Source organism: Variovorax sp. P1_G12, assembly GCF_056405555.1.
Genome location: NZ_JBFUBW010000027.1, coordinates 21,860 through 41,443, shown reverse-complemented (window position 1 = coordinate 41,443; position 19,584 = coordinate 21,860). Strand labels below are relative to the sequence as shown.

General features: G+C 70.8%; 23 protein-coding genes. 10 read left to right on the top strand and 13 right to left on the bottom strand.

The annotated features are described in order from the left end of the window. Position 1: 1 nt before the first annotated feature. Positions 2-463 (top strand): putative toxin-antitoxin system toxin component, PIN family, encoded by a 462-nt coding sequence (locus AC1D2O_RS26630; RefSeq protein WP_478087264.1) that lies wholly within the window; start codon positions 2-4, stop codon positions 461-463. On the opposite strand, the gene AC1D2O_RS26625 is transcribed toward AC1D2O_RS26630, so the two are convergent. After that, positions 460-1,356 carry a BUD32 family EKC/KEOPS complex subunit gene (locus tag AC1D2O_RS26625; protein ID WP_478158173.1) on the bottom strand — a complete coding sequence of 299 codons (897 nt, stop codon included), beginning with the start codon at positions 1,354-1,356 and terminating at the stop codon, positions 460-462. The two genes, AC1D2O_RS26630 and AC1D2O_RS26625, sit on opposite strands and share 4 nt — an antisense overlap. After that, a complete protein-coding gene (locus AC1D2O_RS26620; RefSeq protein ID WP_478158172.1) occupies positions 1,353-3,062 on the bottom strand; it encodes an FMN-binding glutamate synthase family protein in 1,710 nt (569 codons plus the stop codon). Before AC1D2O_RS26620 ends, AC1D2O_RS26625 begins: the two co-directional genes overlap by 4 nt. A 10-nt stretch (positions 3,063-3,072) precedes the next feature. On the opposite strand from AC1D2O_RS26620, the gene AC1D2O_RS26615 reads away from it, so the two are divergent. From AC1D2O_RS26615 to AC1D2O_RS26600, 4 genes are all read left to right on the top strand, one after another. Then, the gene (locus AC1D2O_RS26615; RefSeq protein ID WP_478087243.1) at positions 3,073-3,855 is read left to right on the top strand and encodes a UPF0149 family protein; all 783 of its coding nucleotides are present in this window, start codon (positions 3,073-3,075) and stop codon (positions 3,853-3,855) included. A gap of 214 nt (positions 3,856-4,069) precedes the next feature. Then, positions 4,070-5,275 (top strand): MFS transporter, encoded by a 1,206-nt coding sequence (locus AC1D2O_RS26610; protein WP_478158186.1) that lies wholly within the window; start codon positions 4,070-4,072, stop codon positions 5,273-5,275. Continuing rightward, entirely contained in the window at positions 5,272-5,526 is a 255-nt protein-coding gene (locus AC1D2O_RS26605; RefSeq protein ID WP_478087244.1) for a DUF3297 family protein, read from the top strand. Before AC1D2O_RS26610 ends, AC1D2O_RS26605 begins: the two co-directional genes overlap by 4 nt. Before the next feature lie 30 nt (positions 5,527-5,556). Continuing rightward, a complete protein-coding gene (locus tag AC1D2O_RS26600; protein ID WP_478158171.1) occupies positions 5,557-5,781 on the top strand; it encodes a hypothetical protein in 225 nt (74 codons plus the stop codon). Positions 5,782-5,953: 172 nt separating this feature from the next. Here AC1D2O_RS26600 and AC1D2O_RS26595 read toward each other — a convergent pair whose 3' ends face one another. Genes AC1D2O_RS26595 through AC1D2O_RS26575 form a run of 5 tightly spaced genes read right to left on the bottom strand, consistent with a single transcriptional unit; the run spans position 5,954 to position 8,565 of the window. After that, entirely contained in the window at positions 5,954-6,262 is a 309-nt protein-coding gene (locus AC1D2O_RS26595) for a GNAT family N-acetyltransferase (protein ID WP_478087247.1), read from the bottom strand. Between the two features lie 20 nt (positions 6,263-6,282). Further along, positions 6,283-6,768, bottom strand: a complete 486-nt coding sequence (locus tag AC1D2O_RS26590; RefSeq protein ID WP_478087248.1) for a nuclear transport factor 2 family protein — start codon at positions 6,766-6,768, stop codon at positions 6,283-6,285. 57 nt (positions 6,769-6,825) lie between these two features. Then, a complete protein-coding gene (locus AC1D2O_RS26585) occupies positions 6,826-7,338 on the bottom strand; it encodes a CinA family protein (protein WP_478087250.1) in 513 nt (170 codons plus the stop codon). Positions 7,339-7,345: 7 nt separating this feature from the next. Then, positions 7,346-7,900, bottom strand: a complete 555-nt coding sequence (locus AC1D2O_RS26580; protein WP_478087252.1) for a phosphatidylglycerophosphatase A family protein — start codon at positions 7,898-7,900, stop codon at positions 7,346-7,348. Next, positions 7,900-8,565, bottom strand: a complete 666-nt coding sequence (locus AC1D2O_RS26575) for a helix-turn-helix transcriptional regulator (protein WP_478087254.1) — start codon at positions 8,563-8,565, stop codon at positions 7,900-7,902. The genes AC1D2O_RS26580 and AC1D2O_RS26575 overlap by 1 nt, the downstream gene beginning before the upstream one ends. Positions 8,566-8,658: 93 nt before the next feature. On the opposite strand from AC1D2O_RS26575, the gene AC1D2O_RS26570 reads away from it, so the two are divergent. Further along, positions 8,659-10,095, top strand: a complete 1,437-nt coding sequence (locus tag AC1D2O_RS26570; protein ID WP_478087255.1) for an MFS transporter — start codon at positions 8,659-8,661, stop codon at positions 10,093-10,095. A gap of 124 nt (positions 10,096-10,219) precedes the next feature. Here the strand turns inward: AC1D2O_RS26570 and AC1D2O_RS26565 are convergent, their stop codons facing one another. Further along, the gene (locus tag AC1D2O_RS26565; RefSeq protein ID WP_478087257.1) at positions 10,220-10,489 is read right to left on the bottom strand and encodes a hypothetical protein; all 270 of its coding nucleotides are present in this window, start codon (positions 10,487-10,489) and stop codon (positions 10,220-10,222) included. 123 nt (positions 10,490-10,612) lie between these two features. Here AC1D2O_RS26565 and AC1D2O_RS26560 point away from each other — a divergent pair, with 123 nt between their 5' ends. Together AC1D2O_RS26560 and AC1D2O_RS26555 are read left to right on the top strand one after the other, a co-directional pair. Continuing rightward, entirely contained in the window at positions 10,613-11,221 is a 609-nt protein-coding gene (locus tag AC1D2O_RS26560; protein ID WP_478087259.1) for a response regulator, read from the top strand. Further along, positions 11,221-13,038: an ATP-binding response regulator gene (locus AC1D2O_RS26555; RefSeq protein ID WP_478087261.1), complete on the top strand. Its 1,818-nt coding sequence runs from the start codon at positions 11,221-11,223 to the stop codon at positions 13,036-13,038. Before AC1D2O_RS26560 ends, AC1D2O_RS26555 begins: the two co-directional genes overlap by 1 nt. A gap of 15 nt (positions 13,039-13,053) precedes the next feature. Here AC1D2O_RS26555 and thiL read toward each other — a convergent pair whose 3' ends face one another. The 4 genes from thiL to apaG form a co-directional block, all read right to left on the bottom strand. Next, positions 13,054-14,037, bottom strand: coding sequence for a thiamine-phosphate kinase (gene thiL / locus AC1D2O_RS26550; RefSeq protein WP_478158170.1), 984 nt, complete (start codon positions 14,035-14,037; stop codon positions 13,054-13,056). Positions 14,038-14,044: 7 nt separating this feature from the next. Continuing rightward, entirely contained in the window at positions 14,045-15,250 is a 1,206-nt protein-coding gene (locus tag AC1D2O_RS26545) for a YbdK family carboxylate-amine ligase (RefSeq protein WP_478158169.1), read from the bottom strand. Further along, positions 15,247-16,515, bottom strand: a complete 1,269-nt coding sequence (locus tag AC1D2O_RS26540) for a cation:proton antiporter (protein ID WP_478090382.1) — start codon at positions 16,513-16,515, stop codon at positions 15,247-15,249. Before AC1D2O_RS26540 ends, AC1D2O_RS26545 begins: the two co-directional genes overlap by 4 nt. Positions 16,516-16,595: 80 nt before the next feature. Next, positions 16,596-16,991 carry a Co2+/Mg2+ efflux protein ApaG gene (apaG, locus tag AC1D2O_RS26535; RefSeq protein ID WP_478090381.1) on the bottom strand — a complete coding sequence of 132 codons (396 nt, stop codon included), beginning with the start codon at positions 16,989-16,991 and terminating at the stop codon, positions 16,596-16,598. A gap of 171 nt (positions 16,992-17,162) precedes the next feature. Between apaG and rpe the strand changes: the two genes are divergently transcribed. Together rpe and AC1D2O_RS26525 are read left to right on the top strand one after the other, a co-directional pair. Beyond that, positions 17,163-17,858 carry a ribulose-phosphate 3-epimerase gene (gene rpe, locus AC1D2O_RS26530; RefSeq protein WP_478090380.1) on the top strand — a complete coding sequence of 232 codons (696 nt, stop codon included), beginning with the start codon at positions 17,163-17,165 and terminating at the stop codon, positions 17,856-17,858. 35 nt (positions 17,859-17,893) lie between these two features. Continuing rightward, positions 17,894-18,871: a M14 family metallopeptidase gene (locus AC1D2O_RS26525; RefSeq protein ID WP_478090379.1), complete on the top strand. Its 978-nt coding sequence runs from the start codon at positions 17,894-17,896 to the stop codon at positions 18,869-18,871. On the opposite strand, the gene AC1D2O_RS26520 is transcribed toward AC1D2O_RS26525, so the two are convergent. Beyond that, positions 18,872-19,474, bottom strand: a complete 603-nt coding sequence (locus AC1D2O_RS26520; protein ID WP_478090378.1) for a phenylacetic acid degradation protein PaaY — start codon at positions 19,472-19,474, stop codon at positions 18,872-18,874. Between the last annotated feature and the right edge of the window lie 110 nt (positions 19,475-19,584).

The following is a 19,584-nucleotide window of genomic DNA, read 5'->3' as shown; positions in this document are numbered from 1 at the left end:
GCTGCCCCCCGAGGGGGCCGCAGGCCGCCTTGGGGCGGCCCGGCGCCGGCCTGGTGTCGTCATCGACACCAACATCGCGCTCGACCTGCTGGTGTTCGACGACCCCGGCCATGCGGCGCTTGCTGCGGCGCTGGACGCCGGCGAGCTGCAATGGGTCGTCACCGCGGCGATGCGCGACGAACTCGCGCGCGTGCTCGACTATCCGCTGATCGCCGCCCGCCTGAAGACGCGGGGGCGGGCGGCGGGCGAGGTCCTGGCGGCCTTCGACGCCCGCACGCGCCAGGTCGACGGCGTGCCGGCACGCGCGCCTTGCGCTTGCCGCGACCCCGACGACCAGATCTTCATCGACCTCGCGGTGGCGCAGCGGGCACGGCTGCTGAGCAAGGACCGGGCCGTGCTGTCGATGCGCAAGCGGCTCGCGCCGTGGGGCGTCGAGGTGTCCAGGGACTGGCGCCGGCCCTAGCCGCCGTACCACCGCGCCAGCAAGCGCGCCACGGCCCGCACCCGCTGCGTGTCGCGCCCCCAGCGCCGGCCCGCGGGCAGGTGCCGCAGCCAGCGCATGCGCCGCGCCGCGACCGCCAGGCGGTCGCGCACCTCGTCGCTCGCCTGGTCCAGCATCGCGTGCCAGTGCGCGGCGGCCGCATGCGGCGACGCGGCGTCGACCAGCATCGCGGTGGAATGCAGGTAGCTGAGCCAGTCGCGCGCCTGGCATTCGGCCAGCGGCAGCGTCTCTCCGGGGTCGTCCTCGAAATCGATGTAGCCGATCGTGCCGTCCGGGCACTGCACCAGATTGCGGTCGAAGGCCTGGCTCAGGTAGGTTTCGCGCGCATGCACGATGGCGATCGCGGCCAGGCCCTCGCGCCAGGTCGCCAGCAGCGCCACCGGCCCCACGGCGGCGGCCTGGTCGAGCCGCTCCTGCAGCACCACCGGAGGGCGGCCGCTCTGGCCGAGGTCGGAGATCAGCAGGCCGTCGCCCTGCTGCGCCAGCACCGCCGGCACCCGCAGGCCCGCGGCACCGAGCTGGCGCAGCCGGTCGGCCTCGATCGCGATCGCCGCCTCGCCGCCCGGATTCGGCACCGGCCGCAAGACGTCGAGCCGCAGCGCCCCGGCGATGGCCGCCAGCAGGTGGTAGCGCAGCTTGCCGTGGCGCGGGCCGGCCTTCTTGAGCCAGACCCGCTCGTTGCCGAAACGATGGCTGGCGACCGCCCGCGCCTGCTGCGGCAGCGCGGTGCGCAGGAACTCGGCGTAGTCGCCGGGCTGCGGCGCCGTGCCCGGTTCCAGCGGCGCCGGTGCCGACGCCATGCCCTTGCGCATCTGGACGCGTGTGGGCGATCCGCCCCGTCTGACCGGGTTCATGGGGACATGGCGAGAGGCTGGAAGCTCTGCGCGCTGGCGAGCGGCCAGTAGGTGCGGAACACGCTGTGCTGGCCGTCGAACCGCCCGAGCAGCGCGCCGGGCTGCACCTGCATCACCAGGTTGCTGAGCAGCCGCACCTCGGTGTCGGAGATGCGGCGCACGATGTGGTGGGCCGTGATCTGCTGCGGATGGTCGAGGCCGGCGGCCTGCACCAGTTCCTGCAGCGCATGCAGCGTGCTGCGGTGGAAGTTGCGCACCCGGTCGGCCTTGGTCGGCACCACCAGCGCCTGCTGGCGTACCGGGTCCTGGGTGGTCACGCCGGTCGGACAGAAGCCGGTGTGGCAGGCCTGGGCCTGGATGCAGCCCAGCGACATCATGAAGCCGCGCGCCGCGTTGCACCAGTCGGCGCCCAGCGCCATCATGCGCGCCAGGTCGAAGGCGGTGATCACCTTGCCGGCGCAGCCGATCTTGACGCGGTCGCGCAGGCCGACGCCGATCAGCGTGTTGTGGACCAGCAGCAGGCCTTCCTGCAGCGGCGCGCCGACGTGGTCGCTGAACTCGACCGGTGCCGCGCCGGTGCCGCCTTCGGCACCGTCTACCACGATGAAATCGGGCGTGAGGCCGGTCTCCAGCATCGCCTTGACGATCGCGAACCATTCCCACGGATGCCCCAGGCAGAACTTGAAGCCGGTGGGCTTGCCGCCCGACAGCACGCGCAGCCGGGCGATGAAATGCATCATCTCGGTGGGCGTCGAGAAGGCGCTGTGGGAGGACGGCGAGACGCAGTCGACGCCCACCGGCACGCCGCGCGCGGCCGCGATCTCGGACGTCACCTTGGGCGCCGGCAGCACGCCGCCGTGGCCGGGCTTGGCGCCCTGGCTCAGCTTGATCTCGATCATCTTGACCTGCGGGTCGCCCGCATTGGCGACGAAGCGCTCCTCGCTGAACGAGCCGTCGTCGTTGCGGCAGCCGAAGTAGCCCGAGCCGATCTCCCAGATCAGGTCGCCGCCGTGCACCCGATGGTGCGAGGAGATCGAGCCCTCGCCGGTGTCGTGCGCGAAGCCGCCCATCTTCGCGCCCTGGTTGAGCGCCTTGATGGCATTGGCCGAGAGCGCGCCGAAGCTCATCGCCGAGATGTTGAAGACGCTGGCGCTGTAGGGCCGGGTGCAGGTTTCGCCCGCGGGCGAGGCCGGGTTCGGCGTCGCGCCGATGACGATGCGGAAGTCGTGGTCGGCCAGCTTCGTCGGCTGCATCGAGTGGTTGATCCACTCGTAGCCGGCGATCGCGACGTCGAGCTGGGTGCCGAAGGGCCGGTTGTCGGGCTCGCCCTTGCTGCGCTGGTAGACCAGCGAACGCTGGGCGCGCGAGAACGGCGCGGCTTCGGCGTCGCTCTCGATGAAATACTGCCGTATCTCGGGCCGGATGTACTCGAGCAGGAAGCGCAAGTGACCGATGACGGGGTAGTTGCGCAGGATGGCGTGGCGGGTCTGGCGCAGGTCGTGCACGCCGGTGCCGCAGAGCACGCCGAAAACCGCGAGGGCGATCCATGCGGTCCAGCGGTCCGGCACGAGCAGAACCGCCACCACGCTCGCGACCAGGCCGGCCGCGCACAGCGCGAACGCGGTGTAGCGCGCCGGGAACGGCGCAATCGTCGATGTCGAAATAGGGAGTCTCCGGAAGCCTTGCTGCATCATAGAGGGCTGCATTCGTAACGCCATGACAACCCAGCCCGACACCCCGACCCCCGCCCAGCCCGACAACGCACCGCTCGGCCCCGACGATTTCGACGCCCAGGACCAGGTCCTCGACGCCCTGCGCGAGCACGACGACGAGACGCCGCAATGGGAGTTCTGCGAGGGCTTCATGGCCGCGCTGGTCTGCACCCGGCGCCCCATCGAGCCGGCGGAATACTGGCCGGTGCTGCTCGGCGAGGGCTTCGTGCCGGCGCAGCACATGGAGTTCGTCTGGCGCTGGAAGCGGCGCTGGCGCGAGATCGAAAGCGGCCTGGACGCCGATGTGCAGTCGCTCGACGACGAGCGCACCTGGCAGCCCGAGGTGCTCGACACCCGCGGCGCGATCGCGGCGCTGCCCGAGGAAGAGCGCGCCGAGATGGCCGGCGAGGCGATCCCGTCCTTCGCCCAGGTCTGGGCGCTGGGCTTCATGTTCGCGGTCGAGAACTGGCCCGAGGACTGGGCGCCGCCGCGCGACAAGGAAGCGGCGCAGATGCTCGACGAGGCGCTCGACGCCATCGTCACGCTGACCGAAGACGACACCGGCAAGCCCGCGCTCTCGATGTACGCCGAGGACGGCCCGCCCAGCGTGAGCCAGCAGCGGGTCGACGACTTCGGCGCCGCGATCTGGGCCGTGTACGACCTGCGCCAGCTGTGGCGCAGCATGGGGCCGCGCGTGGAGACGATCCGCAAGGAAGCGACCCCGGGGCGCAACGATCCCTGCCCCTGCGGCAGCGGAAAAAAATTCAAGAAGTGCCACGGGGCGTAGGGGCTCGCCCCCAGGTTGGCTCACTTCGTGTAGCCGCCCACCCCCTACCGGGGGCAACACCAGCGGCCCGGCGAAGCCGGTTCCGCGGTGTTTCACCAACGGGCCTGGCTGCGCCGGCCGGGGGCGCCCAGCGCGGCTCCTGGAACATCCGTCTGGCGAAGGCGGGCACTTGAACGCCGCACCGGGTGGGTTGTCTGCGCGCGCCGCCTGGGCCATGGTCCTGGCGCTGTGCACCGCGTTCGCGCTGAGCCAGGCCTTTCGCACCGTGGGCGCGATCATGGCCAGCCAGCTGCAGGCGGAGTTCGTGCTCTCGCCGCAGGCGCTCGGCCTCTTCTCGGCCGCCTTCCATTTCGCGTTCGGCGCGATGCAGCTCTTCATGGGCATCGGCATCGACCTGCACGGCGTGCGCCGCACCGTGCTGACCGCGTTCCCGCTCGCCATCGCGGGCGCACTGCTGTCGGCGCTGTCCACCGACTACGGGGTGCTGGTGGCCGGCCAGGTGCTGATCGGCATCGGCTGCGCGCCGGCCTTCCTGGTCTGTACGGTGTTCATCGCGCGGCATTTCCCCGCTGCGCGATTCGCTTCGGTGTCGGGGCTGGTGCTGGGCATCGGCAGCGTCGGCATGCTGCTGACCGGCACGCCGCTCGCGTGGCTGGTGCAGGAGCGCTCGTGGCGCATGGGCTTCGTCGTCCTGGCGGCGGCCTCGGCGCTGGCCTGGCTGGCGATCTGGCACCGGGTGCGCGAGCCGGCGCGGCCGGACAGCCCGCCGAAGGAGTCGGTGGCGCAGGCGCTGCGGCAGTTCGGCGCCCTGTTCGCGCTGCCGCACACGTTCGGCATCATGGTGCTGGGGGCCGTGACCTATGCGGCCTTCATCTCGCTGCGCGGGCTCTGGCTCGGGCCGCTCCTGATCGAGCGCCATGGCTATTCGCTGGTGCAGAGCGGCCATGTGGCGCTGGTCGTCTCGCTGGTCTCGCTGGTCGGGCCGCCCCTGTTCGGTCAGCTGGACCGGGACGGTCCGGCGCGGCGTCGCCGCATCATCGGCTGCAGCCTGGTCTACGCCGGGCTGTTCGCGGCGATTGCCTTTTTCACGCAGGCCTGGGTCGATGTCGGCGCCACGATCCTGATCGGGCTGCTCGGAGGCTTCATCGTCTGGCAATACGCCGACGTGCGGGCGGCCTATCCGGCGGCGATCACGGGCCGCGCGATGGCGGTCTTCACGATGGCGATGTTCCTCGGCGTGGCGCTGATGCAGTGGGTCACGGGCGCCGCGGCCTCGTGGGGTGCGGCCCATGGCATCGAGGCCTTCCGCGCCGTGCTGGCGACCATCGCGGGGCTGCTGGTCGCCGCCACCGTGGCGTTCGCCTGGCTGCCGGCGCCGGACGCTTCAAAATGGAGCCCTTCGAGAAATCCACATTCATGACCGAAACCACTCCCACCCCGCCACCGCTGCCCGACCATCTGTCGATCGACCCGCGCAGCCCGCATCACGTCGCCGAAGTCTTCGAACACGACATCGGCATCCGATTCAACGGCAAGGAGCGCAAGGACGTCGAGGAGTACTGCATCAGCGAAGGCTGGATCAAGGTGCCCGCAGGCAGGACGCTCGATCGCAAGGGCAAGCCACTGCTGATCAAGCTCAAGGGCAAGGTCGAAGTGTTCTATCAGGGCTGAGCCGGTCCGGCCACCACCATGCGCTTCCCGATGCGACCCTTCGCCACCCTTTCCCTCCTCACGCTTGCGGCCATCGCCGCCGGATGCGCGTCGCGACCCGCCCCGCGGGTCACCTGGCTCGGCGACGGCGTGTTCAAGTCGCCCACCGCGCAGGAGGCGGAGGCCTACTGCCGCAACTTCGGCGCACCGATGCGCTTCCTGGATGCCAAGGGGCCGGGCACCCCGACCGGGGAAGTCACCTACCGCTGCGACTGAGCCAGTCCGGCGCCGGGCCGCCCCAAGCCGGACTGCGCCCCCTCGGGGGGCAGCGACGACACGCAGTGCGGAGCGTGGGGGCCGGAGTCCGGCGCCGGGCCGCCCCAAGCCGGACTGCGCCCCCTCGGGGGGCAGCGACGACACGCAGTGCGGAGCGTGGGGGCCTGAGCCCTCAGATCTTGAACGCCCGCTGCACGTCCGGGCGCACCAGGTCCGCGTAATCGCGGTGCTTGCGGATATAGCCGGCGATGAACTGGCAGACCGGAATCACGTGCTTGCCGTCGGCCCGTGCCTGGTCGAGCACGTGACGCGCGAGCGCCGATGCCACGCCCTTGCCCTCGAAGGCCTGCAGCACCTCGGTGTGGGTGAACATGATGGCCTCGCTCAGCAGGTTGTATTCGCAGTAGCCCGCGAGTTCGCCGCCGATGCGGGCCTCGTAGCGGTGCTCGGCGGGGTTGTCGGCGATCGTGATGTCGGTCATGGGTGTTCCGTGGAGGCAGGTCAGGGGTTGCGGGCGAGAAAGGCCGCGAGGTTCGCCGCGGCGGTGGTGCGCACCTTCTTCTTCAGCATCGGCGACCAGCCCAGCAGCAGGCCGGGCGCGCCCAGTGCCTGCCGCGACCAGCGCCAGAAGTCGAAGCGGTCGCGCTGCGTGGCGATGAGGCCCTCGGGCGTGAAGGTGAAGCGCGAGTCGATCGCGTTGTCGACGATGCGCCCGGTGGCGCTGAAGAGGTAGTGCGCGTCCCAGTGCGCCTTGCCGCTCGTGGCGTCGGCCTCGAGGTCGCGGTAGCTGAGCTTCCAGACCGCGGCGCCCTTGGCCTTTGTGCCGCCGCAGAGCATCTTCCACATGCCGCCGACCTCGCGCGCTCCGCGCAGCGAGAAGGCCTCGTCGTCGAAGCGCGCCTCGGGCGCATAGCAGCTCGCCATGGTGTCGGCGTCGAGCACGGCGAACGCGTCATAGAGGCGGCGGAGGGTTTGTTCGGTGCGCATGCGCCATCCTAATTCAGCCGGTCGCCGCGACCACACCAAGTGAGGGAGCGTGGGGGCTCAGGCTCTCCGCACCAGCTCTGCGAGCGTCTGCAGCGCGTATTGCACCGTGGCCGCGCGCACCGTGGCGCGGTCGCCGTCGAAGCGGCGGCGCTCGGTGCGCACGCGGCCGTCCACCGACCAGCCGAACCAGACGGTGCCGACCGGCTTGTCGGGCGAGCCGCCGGTGGGCCCGGCGACGCCGGTGACCGCGACCGCGGCCTGGGCCTGCGAGCGCGCGATCGCGCCTTCGGCCATGGCCCGCGCCACCGGCTCGCTGACCGCGCCGTGGGCCTCGATCAGTGCTGCGTCGATGCCGAGCAGCTCGGCCTTGGCCGCGTTCGAATAGGTCACGAAGCCGCGCTCGAACCAGGCGCTCGAGCCGGAGAGATCGGTGCAGGCGCCGGCGATCAGGCCGCCGGTGCAGCTCTCGGCGGTGGCCATCATCCAGCGCCGGTGCTGCAGCAGTTCGGCCAGCTGAAGCACCAGTGCGGGAACGTCGAGGTCGGGAGGGGGGATCGGGGAGGGGTTCATCGTCACTTCACCATGCACGCCAGGCGGCGATGACCAGCAGCGTGCAGAAGGCCGCCACCAGGTCGTCGAACAGGATGCCCAGGCCCGCGGCACTCCAGCGCATCGTCCCGGCGTCGGACCCGTGGGGCTTGAACAACCGGTCGGCCCAGCCGACCGGGCCCGGCTTGACGGCGTCGAAGAAGCGGAACAGGCCGAAGGCGATGAGCTGGGCCAGCAGGCCGCCGGGCAGCACCAGCCAGAGCACGATCCAGAAGGCGACCACCTCGTCCCAGACGATGCTGCCGGGGTCGGCCACCCGCATGTGGCGCGCCGTGACCGTGCAGGCCCACCAGCCGATCGGCAGCGAGGCCAGGATCACCCAGCCGATCGCGGCGCTCGACAGCCAGCGCTCCATCACCAGGAACGCGACCCAGGCCCAGAGCGTGCCCACGGTGCCGGGTGCGTGGCGCGGCAGGCCGGAGCCGAAGCCCAGGGCGATCAGGTGCGCGGGATGCGCGAACAGGAAGCGCAGCGTCGGGCGAAACGGGACGGCGGGAGAGGGCGAATCGGGATCGGCTTGCATCAGCCCGCAGTGTCGCGCATCTTTGGCCCGGAGGCGGGGAGCGGCGTGATGCGGTAGACGCAGCGGCGCGCGCCTGCGATCAGATGTTCCTCGCGGCGCAGGCGGCCCTGCGGACCGGCGACCTCGCGAAACACATCGAGTTCGGAACGGCAGAAGCCCTGGCAGGTCTCGGCGGCGGCGCAGATCGGGCAGTGGTCCTCGATCAGCAGCCAATCGTGGCCGTCGGGCTCCAGCCGTGCCATGTAGCCTTCGTCGTCGCGCAGCGCGGCGAGCTTGCGCAGCCGCGGCTCCAGATCCTGCAGGTCCCGGCAGGCTTCCAGGTAGGCAGCGCGGGAAGCGCTCTCGCGCCGCGCAATGAGCTGCTCGAGCCCGGCTTCGCCGAACACCTCGCGCACCGTGTCGATCAACGTCCGCGTGAGTTCGGCGTGCCGGTCGGGAAAACGCGCGTGCCCGCTGGCGCTCAGCGACCAGGCCTGGCCCGGCCGCCCGACGCCGGAGGGCGCCTCGCTGACGCCGCGCACCAGCCCGGCGTCGGCCAGCTTGTGCACCTGCTGTCGCACCGCCTCGGTCGTGGTCTGCAGCCAGGCGGCCAGCGCGGCCGTCGACGTCGGGCCGCGGCTTTTCAGCAGCAGCAGGATGCGGTCGGCCGTGGAACTGGACGTCATATTCCCCAAGATTTTACTTGTCTAATTGCGAGTGACTGCTAATATGCAAGCAGTTGCTTTGATAATATGCCTGCCCGGCAGCCTCGTTCCGCCATGACCTCGCTTTCTTCCGCTGCCGTCCCGACCCGCACCGCTTCATGGGGCGAATTGTTCTCGGGGCGCAACGCCTGGCGGGCCGTCGCCGTCACTGGCGGGGTCGCATTGCATGCGATCAACGTGCACATCGTGACCACGGTGCTGCCCTCGGTCGTGCAGGACATCGGCGGCGTCGCCTGGTACGCCTGGAACACCACGCTGTTCGTGGCGGCGTCGATCCTCGGCGCATCGCTGTCGGTGCGCCTGCTCCAGGAACTGGGGCCGCGCCGGACCTACCTGGCGGCGCTGGCGGTCTTCGTGCTGGGCAGCGTCGGCTGCGCGACGGCCCCTGGCATGGCCTGGATGCTGGCCGGGCGCACCGTGCAGGGGCTGGGCGGCGGCGTGCTGGCGGCGTTGAGCTATGCGCTGATCCGCTTCATGTTCGAGGCCAGCCTGTGGCCGCGCGCGGTCGCGCTGGTCTCAGGCATGTGGGGCGTCGCGACCCTGTGCGGTCCCGCGGTCGGCGGCGTCTTCGCGCAACTGGGCCACTGGCGCTGGGCCTTCTGGGCCCTGCTTCCGGTCGCGCTGGTCCAGGCCCTGATCGTCAGCGTGCAATTGCCGTCGCGTGCCGGCGCGGCCGAGCGGGAGGCCCCGCGCGCCGCCCTGCCGATCGGCCAGATCCTGCTGCTGATCGCCTCGGCTCTCTGCGTCGCGACGGCGAGCCTGTTCGACACGCTGCCCGGCCAGATCGGCCTGGTGCTCTTCGGCCTGGCACTGGGCGTGGTGCTGGCGCGCGTCGACCGGCGGGCGACGGTCCGGCTGCTGCCCACCGGCGCCTACGCGCCCTTCACCGCGTTCGGTGCGATCTATGCCTGCGTCGCGCTGCTCCTGATCGGCACCGACACGGAGATCTTCGTGCCCTACTTCCTGCAGACGCTGCACGGCCATTCGCCGCTGGCCGCGGGCTATCTCACGGCCGCGATGGCGGGCGGCTGGAGCGCCGCATCGCTGCTGTCCGCGGGCCGCACGGGTCCGCGCGCCGACCGCATGCTGCGCCTCGGCCCGGTGGTCAGCACGCTGGGCCTGCTCGGGCTGCTGCTGCTCGTGCCCGTGGTGCGCTTCACGCCGGTGTTCCAGACGCTCGGCCTCGGTCTTGCGCTGGCCTGCACCGGCTTTGGCGTGGGCATGGGGTGGCCGCATCTGCTGACCCGGGTGCTGACGCTGGCGCGGCCTGGCGAGGAGAACCTGGCGTCGGCATCGATCACGACCGTGCAGCTCTACGGCATGGCGATCGGCGCCGCAGTGGCCGGCCTGGTGGCGAATGCCGCAGGGCTGACCGAACCCGGCGGCGCGGCGGGCGCGCAATCGGCGGCCGCGTGGCTGTTCGCAAGTTTTGCGCTGGCGCCGGCGCTGGCGGCCCTGCTGGCGCAGCGTTTTGTTGCTGCGCGGGGCTGATGAGCCCCCACGCTCCCTCACTTCGTGTGGTCGCTGCCCCCCAAGGGGAAGCTGCAGGCCGCCCGTCCGTGCGAAGCGCGGACTTCGCCGCGCTGGCGGCCCGGCGTCGGCCTGAGACTGGCGATCAGGCCGGCTGGAAATGCTGCGAAATGCGGCGGGCCACGGCCTGGGGGGTGGTGCGCAGCGCATCGACGGCGCAGGCGCCCAGGAACAGGCCGTCGAACTTGAGTTCCACCTGCGCGAAATAGCGGCCCAGCGATTCGCCCGCATCGCGCAGGCAATGCTCCAGCGCGACGAAGTCGCGGCTGGCCTCCTGCGCCGCACCGCCCTGAGCGCTGATGCGGTGGCAGTAGGCATCCGGTCCGATGCGTTGGATGTCGATCAAGGGCTTCATTCGGCGGGGCGCAGGCAGTGGTTCGTCAACGGATTGGCTTTGGCGCCTGAATCGTCGCGGCAAGGCGGCCGTGGGTAAATAGTCCATTTGGACCGGTTCGACTTCGCGCAGAATCGTCGCGTCATGCTGCCCGCCCGAATTCTTCTCATCGACGACCACGCGTTGTTCCGTTGCGGGCTCCGCATGGTGCTCGCCTCCGGCATTCCCGAGCTGGAGGTGGCCGAGGCGAGCTCCCTGGAAGAGGGGCTTCGCTCGGCGATGGACGAACCCGCGCTGGTGCTGCTCGATATCCAGTTGCAAGGGCTCAACGGGCTCGAGGGCATCGCGCTCGTAAAGCGCAAATGGCCGCAGGCGGCGGTGGTCATCCTGTCCTCCGATGCCGGGCCGCACAACGTGCGGATGGCGTCGGAGCGCGGCGCGGCGGCTTTCGTCTCGAAGGCCGGCACCGCCGACAACATCCTGACCGTGATCGAACAACTGCGGCGCGGCGAGCCGACCACCGCCGGCACGCCGGCGCCGACGGGCGGCGGGTCGCCCCAGTTGCTGACGCCACGCCAGTCCGAGGTGCTCGACCTGCTGTGCCAGGGCCTGCCGAACAAGGTCATCGGACGCCGCCTCGGGCTGTCGGAGAACACGGTGCGCGGGCACGTGCAGGCGGTGCTGGCGGCGCTGCAGGTGTCGAGCCGTTCGGAAGCGGGCTTCGCGGCGCGCCGCAGGGGGCTGGTCGCCTGATGTCCAGATTCCCGCGCCTGGCCGATGGGCGCACGCTGGTCGAGCAGCTCCGGCTGCAGCTCGGCAACATCGGCAGTTCGGTCATCCCGACGATCCTGGTCGCGCTGCTGCTGGTCTGGGTGCTCTCCAACGACAGCAATGCGCTGGCGCTGCGGCTCTGGGCCGGCACGGTGATCCTGATCAAGCTGTATTGCGCCCGTGATGCCCGCCGCACGCTGGCCTGCGAGATCTCGTACGAGCGCGCGCGCCGCCTGGTGTGGCGGCAGATGACGCTCAACTTCATCGACGCCGCCGCGTGGGGCGCGCTGGCGTGGGTGGCGCTGGGCACCACCTCGGTCACCGGCAGCATTCTTGTGATCGCGGTGCTCGCGGGCGTCGCCGGCAGCTCGATGTCCTCGCTGTCGCCGGTGCTGCCGGTGTTCGTCGTGTTCGGCACGGTCGAGGTGGCCGTGGTGGCCGCCAAGCTGGTGCTGCTGGGCGACCCGGCCTACAACGCGCTGGGGGTGGCTGCCGTGCTCTACGTCGCCACGCTGCTCGGCCAGGCGCGCAACAGCGCCCGGGCGGCGCGCGCGGCGATCGACCTGCGCTTCGAGAACCTCGAACTGATCGAACGGCTGCAGGTGGAGACCGGCCATGCGCAGGCGGCGCAGCTGAAGGCCGACCAGGCCAACCTGGCCAAGTCCAAGTTCCTTGCCGCCGCCAGCCATGACCTGCGCCAGCCCATCCATGCGCAGGGACTGTTCCTCGAGGTGCTGGCCCGCAGCAAGCTGTCGGCCGCCCAGTACGACGCCCTGGCCAACGCCCGCGCCACCTGGCATGCCTCGGCCGAGATGCTCGACACCCTGCTCGACTTCTCGCGCATCGAGGCCGGCGTGGTCGAGCCCCAGATGCAGGACTTCCCGCTGCAGCCGTTGCTCAACCGAATGGAGAACGAACTGGCGCCGCAGGCCGACGCCAAGGGCATCGTCTACCGCTCGCGCGAGACCCATGCGGCGGTGCGCTCGGACCCGGCGCTGGTGGCGCTGATCCTGCGCAACCTGGTGTCGAATGCGATCCGCTACACCGACAGCGGCGGGGTGCTGGTCGCCTCCCGCCGGCGCGGCAGCGAGCTGCTGATCGAGGTCTGGGACACCGGCATCGGCATCGAGCCGACCCAGCATCGCGAGATCTTTCGCGAGTTCCATCAGCTCGGCAATGCCGAGCGCGACCGGCGCAAGGGCCTGGGGCTGGGCCTGGCCATCGCGCAGGGCCTGGCGCGTGCCCTGGGCCACACGCTGTCGCTGGTGTCCGAGCCGCAGCGCGGCAGCGTCTTCCGGCTCGCGCTGCCGCTCGCGCAGATGGGGGTGGCGAGCGCCGGGCTGGAGGTTGCCGCGGGCCACGCGCGCGTCTTCGACGTCCGGGTGCTGGTGATCGATGACGACGAAGCGGTGCGCGCCGGCATGCGGCAGCTGTTGAGCGCCTGGGGCTGCGAATGCGACGTCGCCGACTCGATCGAGGAGGCCCTGGCGCTGGCGCGCGCGAACCCGCCGGGGCTGGTCATCAGCGACTATCGCCTGCGCGAACTCCGCACCGGTGCCGAGGCGATCACCACGCTGCGGGCCGAGTTCGGCGAGCGCCTGCCCGCGCTGCTGATCACCGGCGACACCGCACCGCAGCGGCTGCGCGAGGCCCGTGCCAGCGGCGTTCCGCTGCTGCACAAGCCGGTGTCTCCCGACCAGCTCTACCGCGGACTGACCTGCGTGCTGAACGAGCTCGAAATCGATTCCGCGTTCGCGGTGCTCGAAGAGGTACCGATGGAACGCCGGCGGCGCGCCTGAACGGCCCGAGCCCGCTCAGGCGAAGTGGTCGAAGGACGCGAAGCGCTGCGCCACGGGGGCGCCTTGGGCATCGACCAGGCGCAGCCCCGCCTCGGGCTCGATGACGCCGATGCGCGTGACCGGCGTGGCGCTCGCGCGGGCCGCCTGCTCGACCGCGGCGCGCGCCGAAGCGGGTGCCGTGAAGGCGAGTTCGTAGTCGTCGCCGCCCGCCAGGGCGCAGGCGCGCCGGGCGTCCCGGTCGAGGCCGGCCGCCGCGGCTTGCGGGTGGGCGCCCAGCGCCAGCAGGGCGGCCGCCGCGTCGGCGTCGATCCGCGCCCCGACGCCGCTTGCACGCAGCACATGGCCGAGGTCGCCGACCAGCCCGTCGCTGACGTCGACCGCCGCCGAGGCCATGCCGCGCAGGGCCAGGCCCAGCGCGACCCGCGGGGTTGGCCGCTCCATGCGGCCGCGTGCCAGTTCGAACAGCTCGGCCGGCAGCGCCAGCGTGCCGCGGAACACCTCGAGCGCGAGCCGCGCATCGCCGAGCGTGCCGCTGACCCAGATGTCGTCGCCCGCCTTGGCGCCCGAGCGCAACAGCGCCGCACCGGCCGGCACCTCGCCGAACACGGTGATGCAGAGGTTGAGCGGCCCGCGCGTGGTGTCGCCGCCGACCAGCTCGCAGCCGTGCGCATCGGCCAGCGCGAACAGGCCGCGCGAAAAGCCTTCGAGCCAGACTTCGTCGACCGAGGGCAATGACAGCGCCAGCGTGAAGGCCAGCGGCTTCGCGCCGCAGGCTGCGAGGTCGCTGAGGTTGACCGCCAGCGCCTTGTGGCCGAGCCGCGCCGGGTCGACCGTCGAAAGAAAGTGCCGCCCTTCGACCAGCATGTCGGAGGACACGGCTAGCTGCATGCCCGGTGCCGGGGCGAGCAATGCGCAGTCGTCGCCCACGCCCAGCGGCGAGCGCTGCGCGGGGCGCGTGAAGTAGCGCGCGATCAGGTCGAATTCGCCGGTGCTGCTCATGCGGTCCTCATACCGCCGAAGTCCGGAAGCGCAGCGCCGCCTGCCGCACGACCTCCGCCAGGAGCCGCTCCTTGCCCTGCCGTTCGCGCAGCCAGCGCGCGTCGTTGCGGTTGGCTTCCACGCTGGTGCGCAGCTCGCCGAGCGCCTGCGTGGCATTGAGCGCTTCGCTGTGCCATTCGAGCTGGGTCATGGTCATCAGGATGTGGTCGCGCAGCGGCATGTGCTCGCCGCTGGCCGGGTCCACATACAGCGCGTCGAGGCCGAAGCGGCAGGCCTGGAAGCGGTTGTAGGTGTAGACCAGGTAGTCGTCCTCGGTCGGGGTGAAGGGCTGTTCCTGCAGGAACCAGGCCGCCAGCGACTGCACGTAGCCGGCCAGCGCGGCGGCGCGCTCGACGGTCAGCGGCGTGTCGAAGACCCGGATCTCGATGGTGCCGAATTCGGGCTTGGGCCGGATGTCCCAGTAGAAGTCCTTCATGCTGCGGACCACGCCGGTGCGGGTCATGCGCATGAAGTAGTTCTCGAACTCGCGCCAGCTGAGGGTGAAGGGCGCCCGGCCCGACAGCGGGAACGCGAACACCGAGTTGAGCCGCGCCGAATCGAACTGCGTGTCCTGCCCCTGCACGAAGGGCGAGGACGCCGACAGCGCGATGAAATGCGGGATGTAGCGCGACATGCGGTGCAGCATCAGCAGCGCCGAGTCGGCATCGGGGCAGCCGATGTGCACGTGCTGGCCGAAGATCGTGAACTGCTTCGACAGGTAGCCGTAGAGCTCCGAGAGCGCGCGAAAGCGCGGCTTGTCGTAGATGCGCCGCTCGTGCCATTGCTGGAAGGCGTGGGTACCGCCGCCGACCACCGCGATGTTGAGCTTGTCGGCATTGCGCACCAGCGCGTCGCGGATCGGCGTCAGCTGCGCGATCACGTCGAGCGCCGAGTGGCAGACGTCGGTGGAGATCTCGATCATGCTCGAGGTCATCTCGGGGACCACGCTGCCCGGCAGCGGCAGCGGCGACTTCGCCATCAGCCGCAGCATGTCCTCGGCATAGGGGGCGAGGTCGTAGTCGTGGGTGTTGACGAGCTGCAGCTCGAGCTCGACGCCGAGCGACAGCGCCACCGACTTGTTGAAGGGCTCGAGCGGAACCACCCGGCTGGCGGGGGTGTTGGCGGGCGCTCCGGTCCGCGGATCGATGGTGCGTGGGTTCATCGCTGCGCTCATCGTTGCGTGTCCTCCACGGTGCCGAAGACCTCCGGCGTCCAGGGTTTGGAGCTTTCGCCGGCGCCGTGGATGGCGATGGTGGCGAGCACCGCGCCGAGCACCTCCATCAGCAGGATCGCCGGCAGGGCGATCTGCGTGATCATCGGGCCCAGCAGCGGCGAGGCGGTGACGAAGGCGGAGGTGATCAGCAGCGCGATCGACGACAGCGGCGACATCGCGCAGCCGACCCAGAGGGCCTGCTTCCAGCTCGCACCGCTGCCCGGATTGGCGATCGCCACGCCGGCGATCTTGGCGAAGGCGCGCACGCCGATCACGCTCAGCACCACGCTGGCCACCGGCAGGCTCCAGTCGGCCTGCGCGGCGACGATCGAGACCAGCACGAACATCAGCATCGTGAGCAGCGAGGCCGCGGTACCGAGCTGGCGCGGCCAGGCCCAGGGCTTGGGGTTCAGCGCCTTCAGCAGCACGCCGCCGATCAGGGCCGCGAGCGGCGCCGAGCCGCCGAAATGCGCGGCCAGCGCGGCGCCGGCGGCAATGATGGCCAGGAGCAGGATCGAGGTGTTTTCGCTGGCCGGACTCATGACCCGCAACGCCGAGCGCAGCGACAGCGCCATCAGCGCGCCGACCACGAACGAGAGCCCCAGCACCACGCCGACCGGATTGAGCTTCTGCAGCAGCCCCGTGGGCGCATGCTCGATCAGGCTGGCCTGTGCATAGCCGAGCACGAGGGCGTAGAAGGTGTTGAGCGTCGCCAGCGTCATGGCGCGCTCGGTCACCGGGCCCGAGGCCCGGGTGTCCATCACCACCCGGCTCAGCACGGCCGGCGAGGCCACGATCGCCATCAGCGCGATCGGGTTCGCCACCGGGTCCGGGATGCCGAGCCAGTGCAGCGCCCAGAAGACGCCGAAGTAGGTCAGCGTGGCTTCGAGCAGGCTCTGCACCAGCACCATCGGGTTGTGCCGGAACCAGCGCAGCGGCAGCCGGCCGCCGGCCTCGAACAGCACGATCGCCACGCCGAGCTCGAGCAGGAACAGGCTGATGCCCTGCAGCGGCCAGATCGCGCCCTCGAAGCCGGCGAAGCCGACCACGGTGCCGACGATGGAATAGCCGACCACCTTGGGCAGGCCCATGTAGCGCTGCACCAGGTGGCCGGCGGCGGCGGAGGTCGCCAGCAGCAGCGACCACAGCACGGTCGGCAGGCCGGCCGAGGGCCGCACCCACTCCGACCAGAAGCCCAGCAGATCGTAGGGAATGAAAGACGTCATCGATTCAGCTCGTGGGACAGAGCCCCCGCGGAACATCCAGAGCGCGCAAGGCGTTCATGGCTCGAAAGTGAAATGCGTGCTCAGTGCAGCACGCGCGAGGAGGGCATGTCCCCCGCGTCGGCTTCCAGCACCAGCGTGGGGATTGGAACGTCGAAGCGCTCGCCGCGCTCGGTCACGAAGAAGAAGCTGCCATGCATGGTACCGCTGGGCGCCTGCAGCCGGCAGCCGCTGGTGTAGCGAAAGGATTCCCCTGGCGCCAGCAGGGGCTGCTGGCCGATGACGCCGAGGCCGTCGACCTCCTGCGTGTGGCCGGAGGCGTCGGCGAAGACCCAGTGGCGCGCGATCAGCTGCGTCGGCACCTGGCCGTGGTTGGTCACCGTGACCGCGTAGGCAAAGGTATGGACGCGGTCCTCGGGCGAGGACTGGTCTGGCAGGTAGCGAGGTTCGATCTCCACGCTGATCGGAAGGCTGGACATCCCGGTCATGGTACATCGCCCCCACGCTCCCCCACTGCGTGTGGGTCGCTGCCCCCCGAGGGGGCCGCAGGCCGCCTTGGGGCGGCCCGGCGCCGGCCTCGCCCCCACGCTCCCCCACTGCGTGTGGGKCGCYGCCCCCCCAAGGCTGCCCTGCTGCGACAATCCGAGCCCATGAGCAGCCCCTTCCGAATCGCCCCCTCCATCCTTTCGGCCGACTTCGCACGCCTCGGCGACGAAGTGCGCGACGTGATCGCCGCCGGTGCCGACTGGATCCATTTCGACGTCATGGACAACCACTACGTGCCGAATCTGACCTTCGGTCCGATGGTGTGCCAGGCCCTCAAGCCGCATGCCAGGACGCCCGACGGCCGGCCGGTGCCGATCGACGTCCACCTGATGGTCGAACCGGTCGATGCGCTGGCCGCGGCCTTCGCGCAGGCCGGCGCCGACTACATCAGCTTCCATCCGGACGCCTCGCCGCACATGCACCGCAGCGTCCAGGCCATCAAGGCGGCCGGCTGCAAGGCCGGGCTGGTGTTCAACCCGGCCCTCGGCCTGGAGGCGCTGGACTGGGTGATCGACGACATCGACCTGATCCTGATCATGAGCGTGAACCCGGGCTTCGGCGGCCAGAGCTTCATCGATTCGGCGCTACGCAAGATCGAACTCGCGCGCAAGCGCATCGACGAGACCGGCCGCGACATCCGTCTCGAGGTCGACGGCGGCATCAAGGTCGACAACATTGCGCGGGTCGCGAGCGCCGGCGCCGACACCTTCGTGGCAGGCAGCGCGATCTTCAATGCCAAGGACTACGCCGGTGTGGTCGCTGCGATGCGCGAACAGCTGGCCACCACCGTGAAGGCCTGAGCGGGTCGCTGCAAGCCCGATCGATCGCCGGCGAAATGACAGCGCCCCCCGACCTCCTGCGCATCCACGGCTACGCGAGCCTGCAGCCCGGGCCGCGGCTGATGGTGCTGGGCGGCGTGCACGGCAACGAGACCTGTGGCACCGCCGGCATCGAGCGCATCGCGGCCGAGCTGGACGCCGGTTCGCTGGCGCTGCTGCGCGGCCAGCTCACCCTGGTGCCGGTCGCGAATCCGCTGGCGCGGCGGCGGCTGCGCCGTGAGGGCGAGCGCAACCTCAACCGCCTGTTCCGGCCGACCGCGCCGGGCGCCGAGCCGGCCGACTACGAGGCCCGCATCACCGACCTGCTGTGCCCGCTGCTCGATCGCCACGAGGTGCTGCTCGACCTGCATTCCTTCCAGAGCGAGGGCGAGGCCTTCGCGATGATCGGGCCGCGCGACAACCAGGGCGCGCTCGAGCCTTTCTCGCGCGCCTTCGAGGAAGGGCAGCTGGCGTTGCACCTGGGTACGCCGCGCGTGGTCGAGGGCTGGCTCGACATCTATGCCGCCGGGCTCGCGCAGCGCGCCGGCGGACGGCCGGCCGACGAGGCGGCGCTGGCCTTCGGCTGGGGCACCAACGAATACATGCGCAGCCGCGGCGGCTACGGCGTCACGCTCGAATGCGGCCAGCACGAGGACCCGGCCGCGCCCGAGGTGGCGCATGCGGCGATCCTCGCCACGCTGCGGCTGCTGGGCATGCTGGCCCCCGATCCGCAGCGGCCGCCGCCTTCGCGGCCGTCGCTGCTGCGCCTCGTCAGCGTGACCGATCGGCTGCATGCGGACGACCGCTTCGTTCGCGAATGGGCCACCTTCGATCCGGTGGCGCGCGGCGAGCCGATCGGCGTGCGCGCGGATGGCAGCCTGCTGCGCGCCGAGCGCGACGGCGTCGTCGTGTTCCCGAACGCCGAGGCGCTGCCGGACACCGAATGGTTCTATTTCGCGGTGGAGAGCGAGCGCGACCTGACGCGCAAGCCCTGATCAGCTTCGCTTGGTCGCGATCAGCGGGCGCACGTCTGGTGCGTCGAGCCGCGGCCGGTCGGCCTCGACTTCGGCCAGCGCGGTCACTTCCTGCATGGTCGCCAGGCTGCGCAGCGTGAGCGCCTGATAGGTGCGCGTGCCCTCGAGCTTCCAGGCCACCTCCTGGTCGCTGAGCTCGCGCAACACCTTGGCGGGCACGCCGGCGGCGAGCGAGCGGGCCGGGATCTTCCTGCCGGCCGGCACGAAGGCGCAGGCCGCGACGATGGCCGCCTCGCCGATCTCGGCCTCGTCCATCACCACCGCGTTCATCCCCACCAGCGCATCGCGCCGCACCACGCAGCTGTGCAGCACCGCGCCGTGGCCGATGTGGCCGTTCTCCCCGACCACCGTGTCCTGGGCCGGGAAGCCGTGCAGCACGCAGGTGTCCTGCACGTTCGAGCCGCGCTCGAGCACGATGCGGCCGAAGTCGCCGCGCAGCACGGCGCAGGGCCCGACATAGCAGTCCGGTCCGACGATCACGTCGCCGATCAGCACCGCGGTCGGGTGGACGAAGGCGCTCGGGTCGACGACCGGCACCACCCCTTCGATGGAATAACAAGGCAAGGCGATCTCCGTTGGTGTTGGATGGAAACGAGGCTAAGGGTTATCCCTTGGCGATTTTGACTTGCATCAAGCCTTGGTCGATCCTATGATTAACCGACCGGTCAGTCAAC

What these genes read in the sequence shown, in the direction of transcription:
- AC1D2O_RS26625 (WP_478158173.1), bottom strand. Translation starts at nt 1,356, where the DNA reads ATGAACCCGGTCAGACGGGGCGGATCGCCCACACGCGTCCAGATGCGC.
- AC1D2O_RS26620 (WP_478158172.1), bottom strand. Translation starts at nt 3,062, where the DNA reads ATGCAGCCCTCTATGATGCAGCAAGGCTTCCGGAGACTCCCTATTTCG.
- AC1D2O_RS26615 (WP_478087243.1), top strand. Translation starts at nt 3,073, where the DNA reads ATGACAACCCAGCCCGACACCCCGACCCCCGCCCAGCCCGACAACGCA.
- AC1D2O_RS26610 (WP_478158186.1), top strand. Translation starts at nt 4,070, where the DNA reads ATGGTCCTGGCGCTGTGCACCGCGTTCGCGCTGAGCCAGGCCTTTCGC.
- AC1D2O_RS26605 (WP_478087244.1), top strand. Translation starts at nt 5,272, where the DNA reads ATGACCGAAACCACTCCCACCCCGCCACCGCTGCCCGACCATCTGTCG.
- AC1D2O_RS26600 (WP_478158171.1), top strand. Translation starts at nt 5,557, where the DNA reads ATGCGACCCTTCGCCACCCTTTCCCTCCTCACGCTTGCGGCCATCGCC.
- AC1D2O_RS26595 (WP_478087247.1), bottom strand. Translation starts at nt 6,262, where the DNA reads ATGACCGACATCACGATCGCCGACAACCCCGCCGAGCACCGCTACGAG.
- AC1D2O_RS26590 (WP_478087248.1), bottom strand. Translation starts at nt 6,768, where the DNA reads ATGCGCACCGAACAAACCCTCCGCCGCCTCTATGACGCGTTCGCCGTG.
- AC1D2O_RS26585 (WP_478087250.1), bottom strand. Translation starts at nt 7,338, where the DNA reads ATGAACCCCTCCCCGATCCCCCCTCCCGACCTCGACGTTCCCGCACTG.
- AC1D2O_RS26580 (WP_478087252.1), bottom strand. Translation starts at nt 7,900, where the DNA reads ATGCAAGCCGATCCCGATTCGCCCTCTCCCGCCGTCCCGTTTCGCCCG.
- AC1D2O_RS26575 (WP_478087254.1), bottom strand. Translation starts at nt 8,565, where the DNA reads ATGACGTCCAGTTCCACGGCCGACCGCATCCTGCTGCTGCTGAAAAGC.
- AC1D2O_RS26570 (WP_478087255.1), top strand. Translation starts at nt 8,659, where the DNA reads ATGACCTCGCTTTCTTCCGCTGCCGTCCCGACCCGCACCGCTTCATGG.
- AC1D2O_RS26565 (WP_478087257.1), bottom strand. Translation starts at nt 10,489, where the DNA reads ATGAAGCCCTTGATCGACATCCAACGCATCGGACCGGATGCCTACTGC.
- AC1D2O_RS26560 (WP_478087259.1), top strand. Translation starts at nt 10,613, where the DNA reads ATGCTGCCCGCCCGAATTCTTCTCATCGACGACCACGCGTTGTTCCGT.
- AC1D2O_RS26555 (WP_478087261.1), top strand. Translation starts at nt 11,221, where the DNA reads ATGTCCAGATTCCCGCGCCTGGCCGATGGGCGCACGCTGGTCGAGCAG.
- thiL (WP_478158170.1), bottom strand. Translation starts at nt 14,037, where the DNA reads ATGAGCAGCACCGGCGAATTCGACCTGATCGCGCGCTACTTCACGCGC.
- AC1D2O_RS26545 (WP_478158169.1), bottom strand. Translation starts at nt 15,250, where the DNA reads ATGAGCGCAGCGATGAACCCACGCACCATCGATCCGCGGACCGGAGCG.
- AC1D2O_RS26540 (WP_478090382.1), bottom strand. Translation starts at nt 16,515, where the DNA reads ATGACGTCTTTCATTCCCTACGATCTGCTGGGCTTCTGGTCGGAGTGG.
- apaG (WP_478090381.1), bottom strand. Translation starts at nt 16,991, where the DNA reads ATGTCCAGCCTTCCGATCAGCGTGGAGATCGAACCTCGCTACCTGCCA.
- rpe (WP_478090380.1), top strand. Translation starts at nt 17,163, where the DNA reads ATGAGCAGCCCCTTCCGAATCGCCCCCTCCATCCTTTCGGCCGACTTC.
- AC1D2O_RS26525 (WP_478090379.1), top strand. Translation starts at nt 17,894, where the DNA reads ATGACAGCGCCCCCCGACCTCCTGCGCATCCACGGCTACGCGAGCCTG.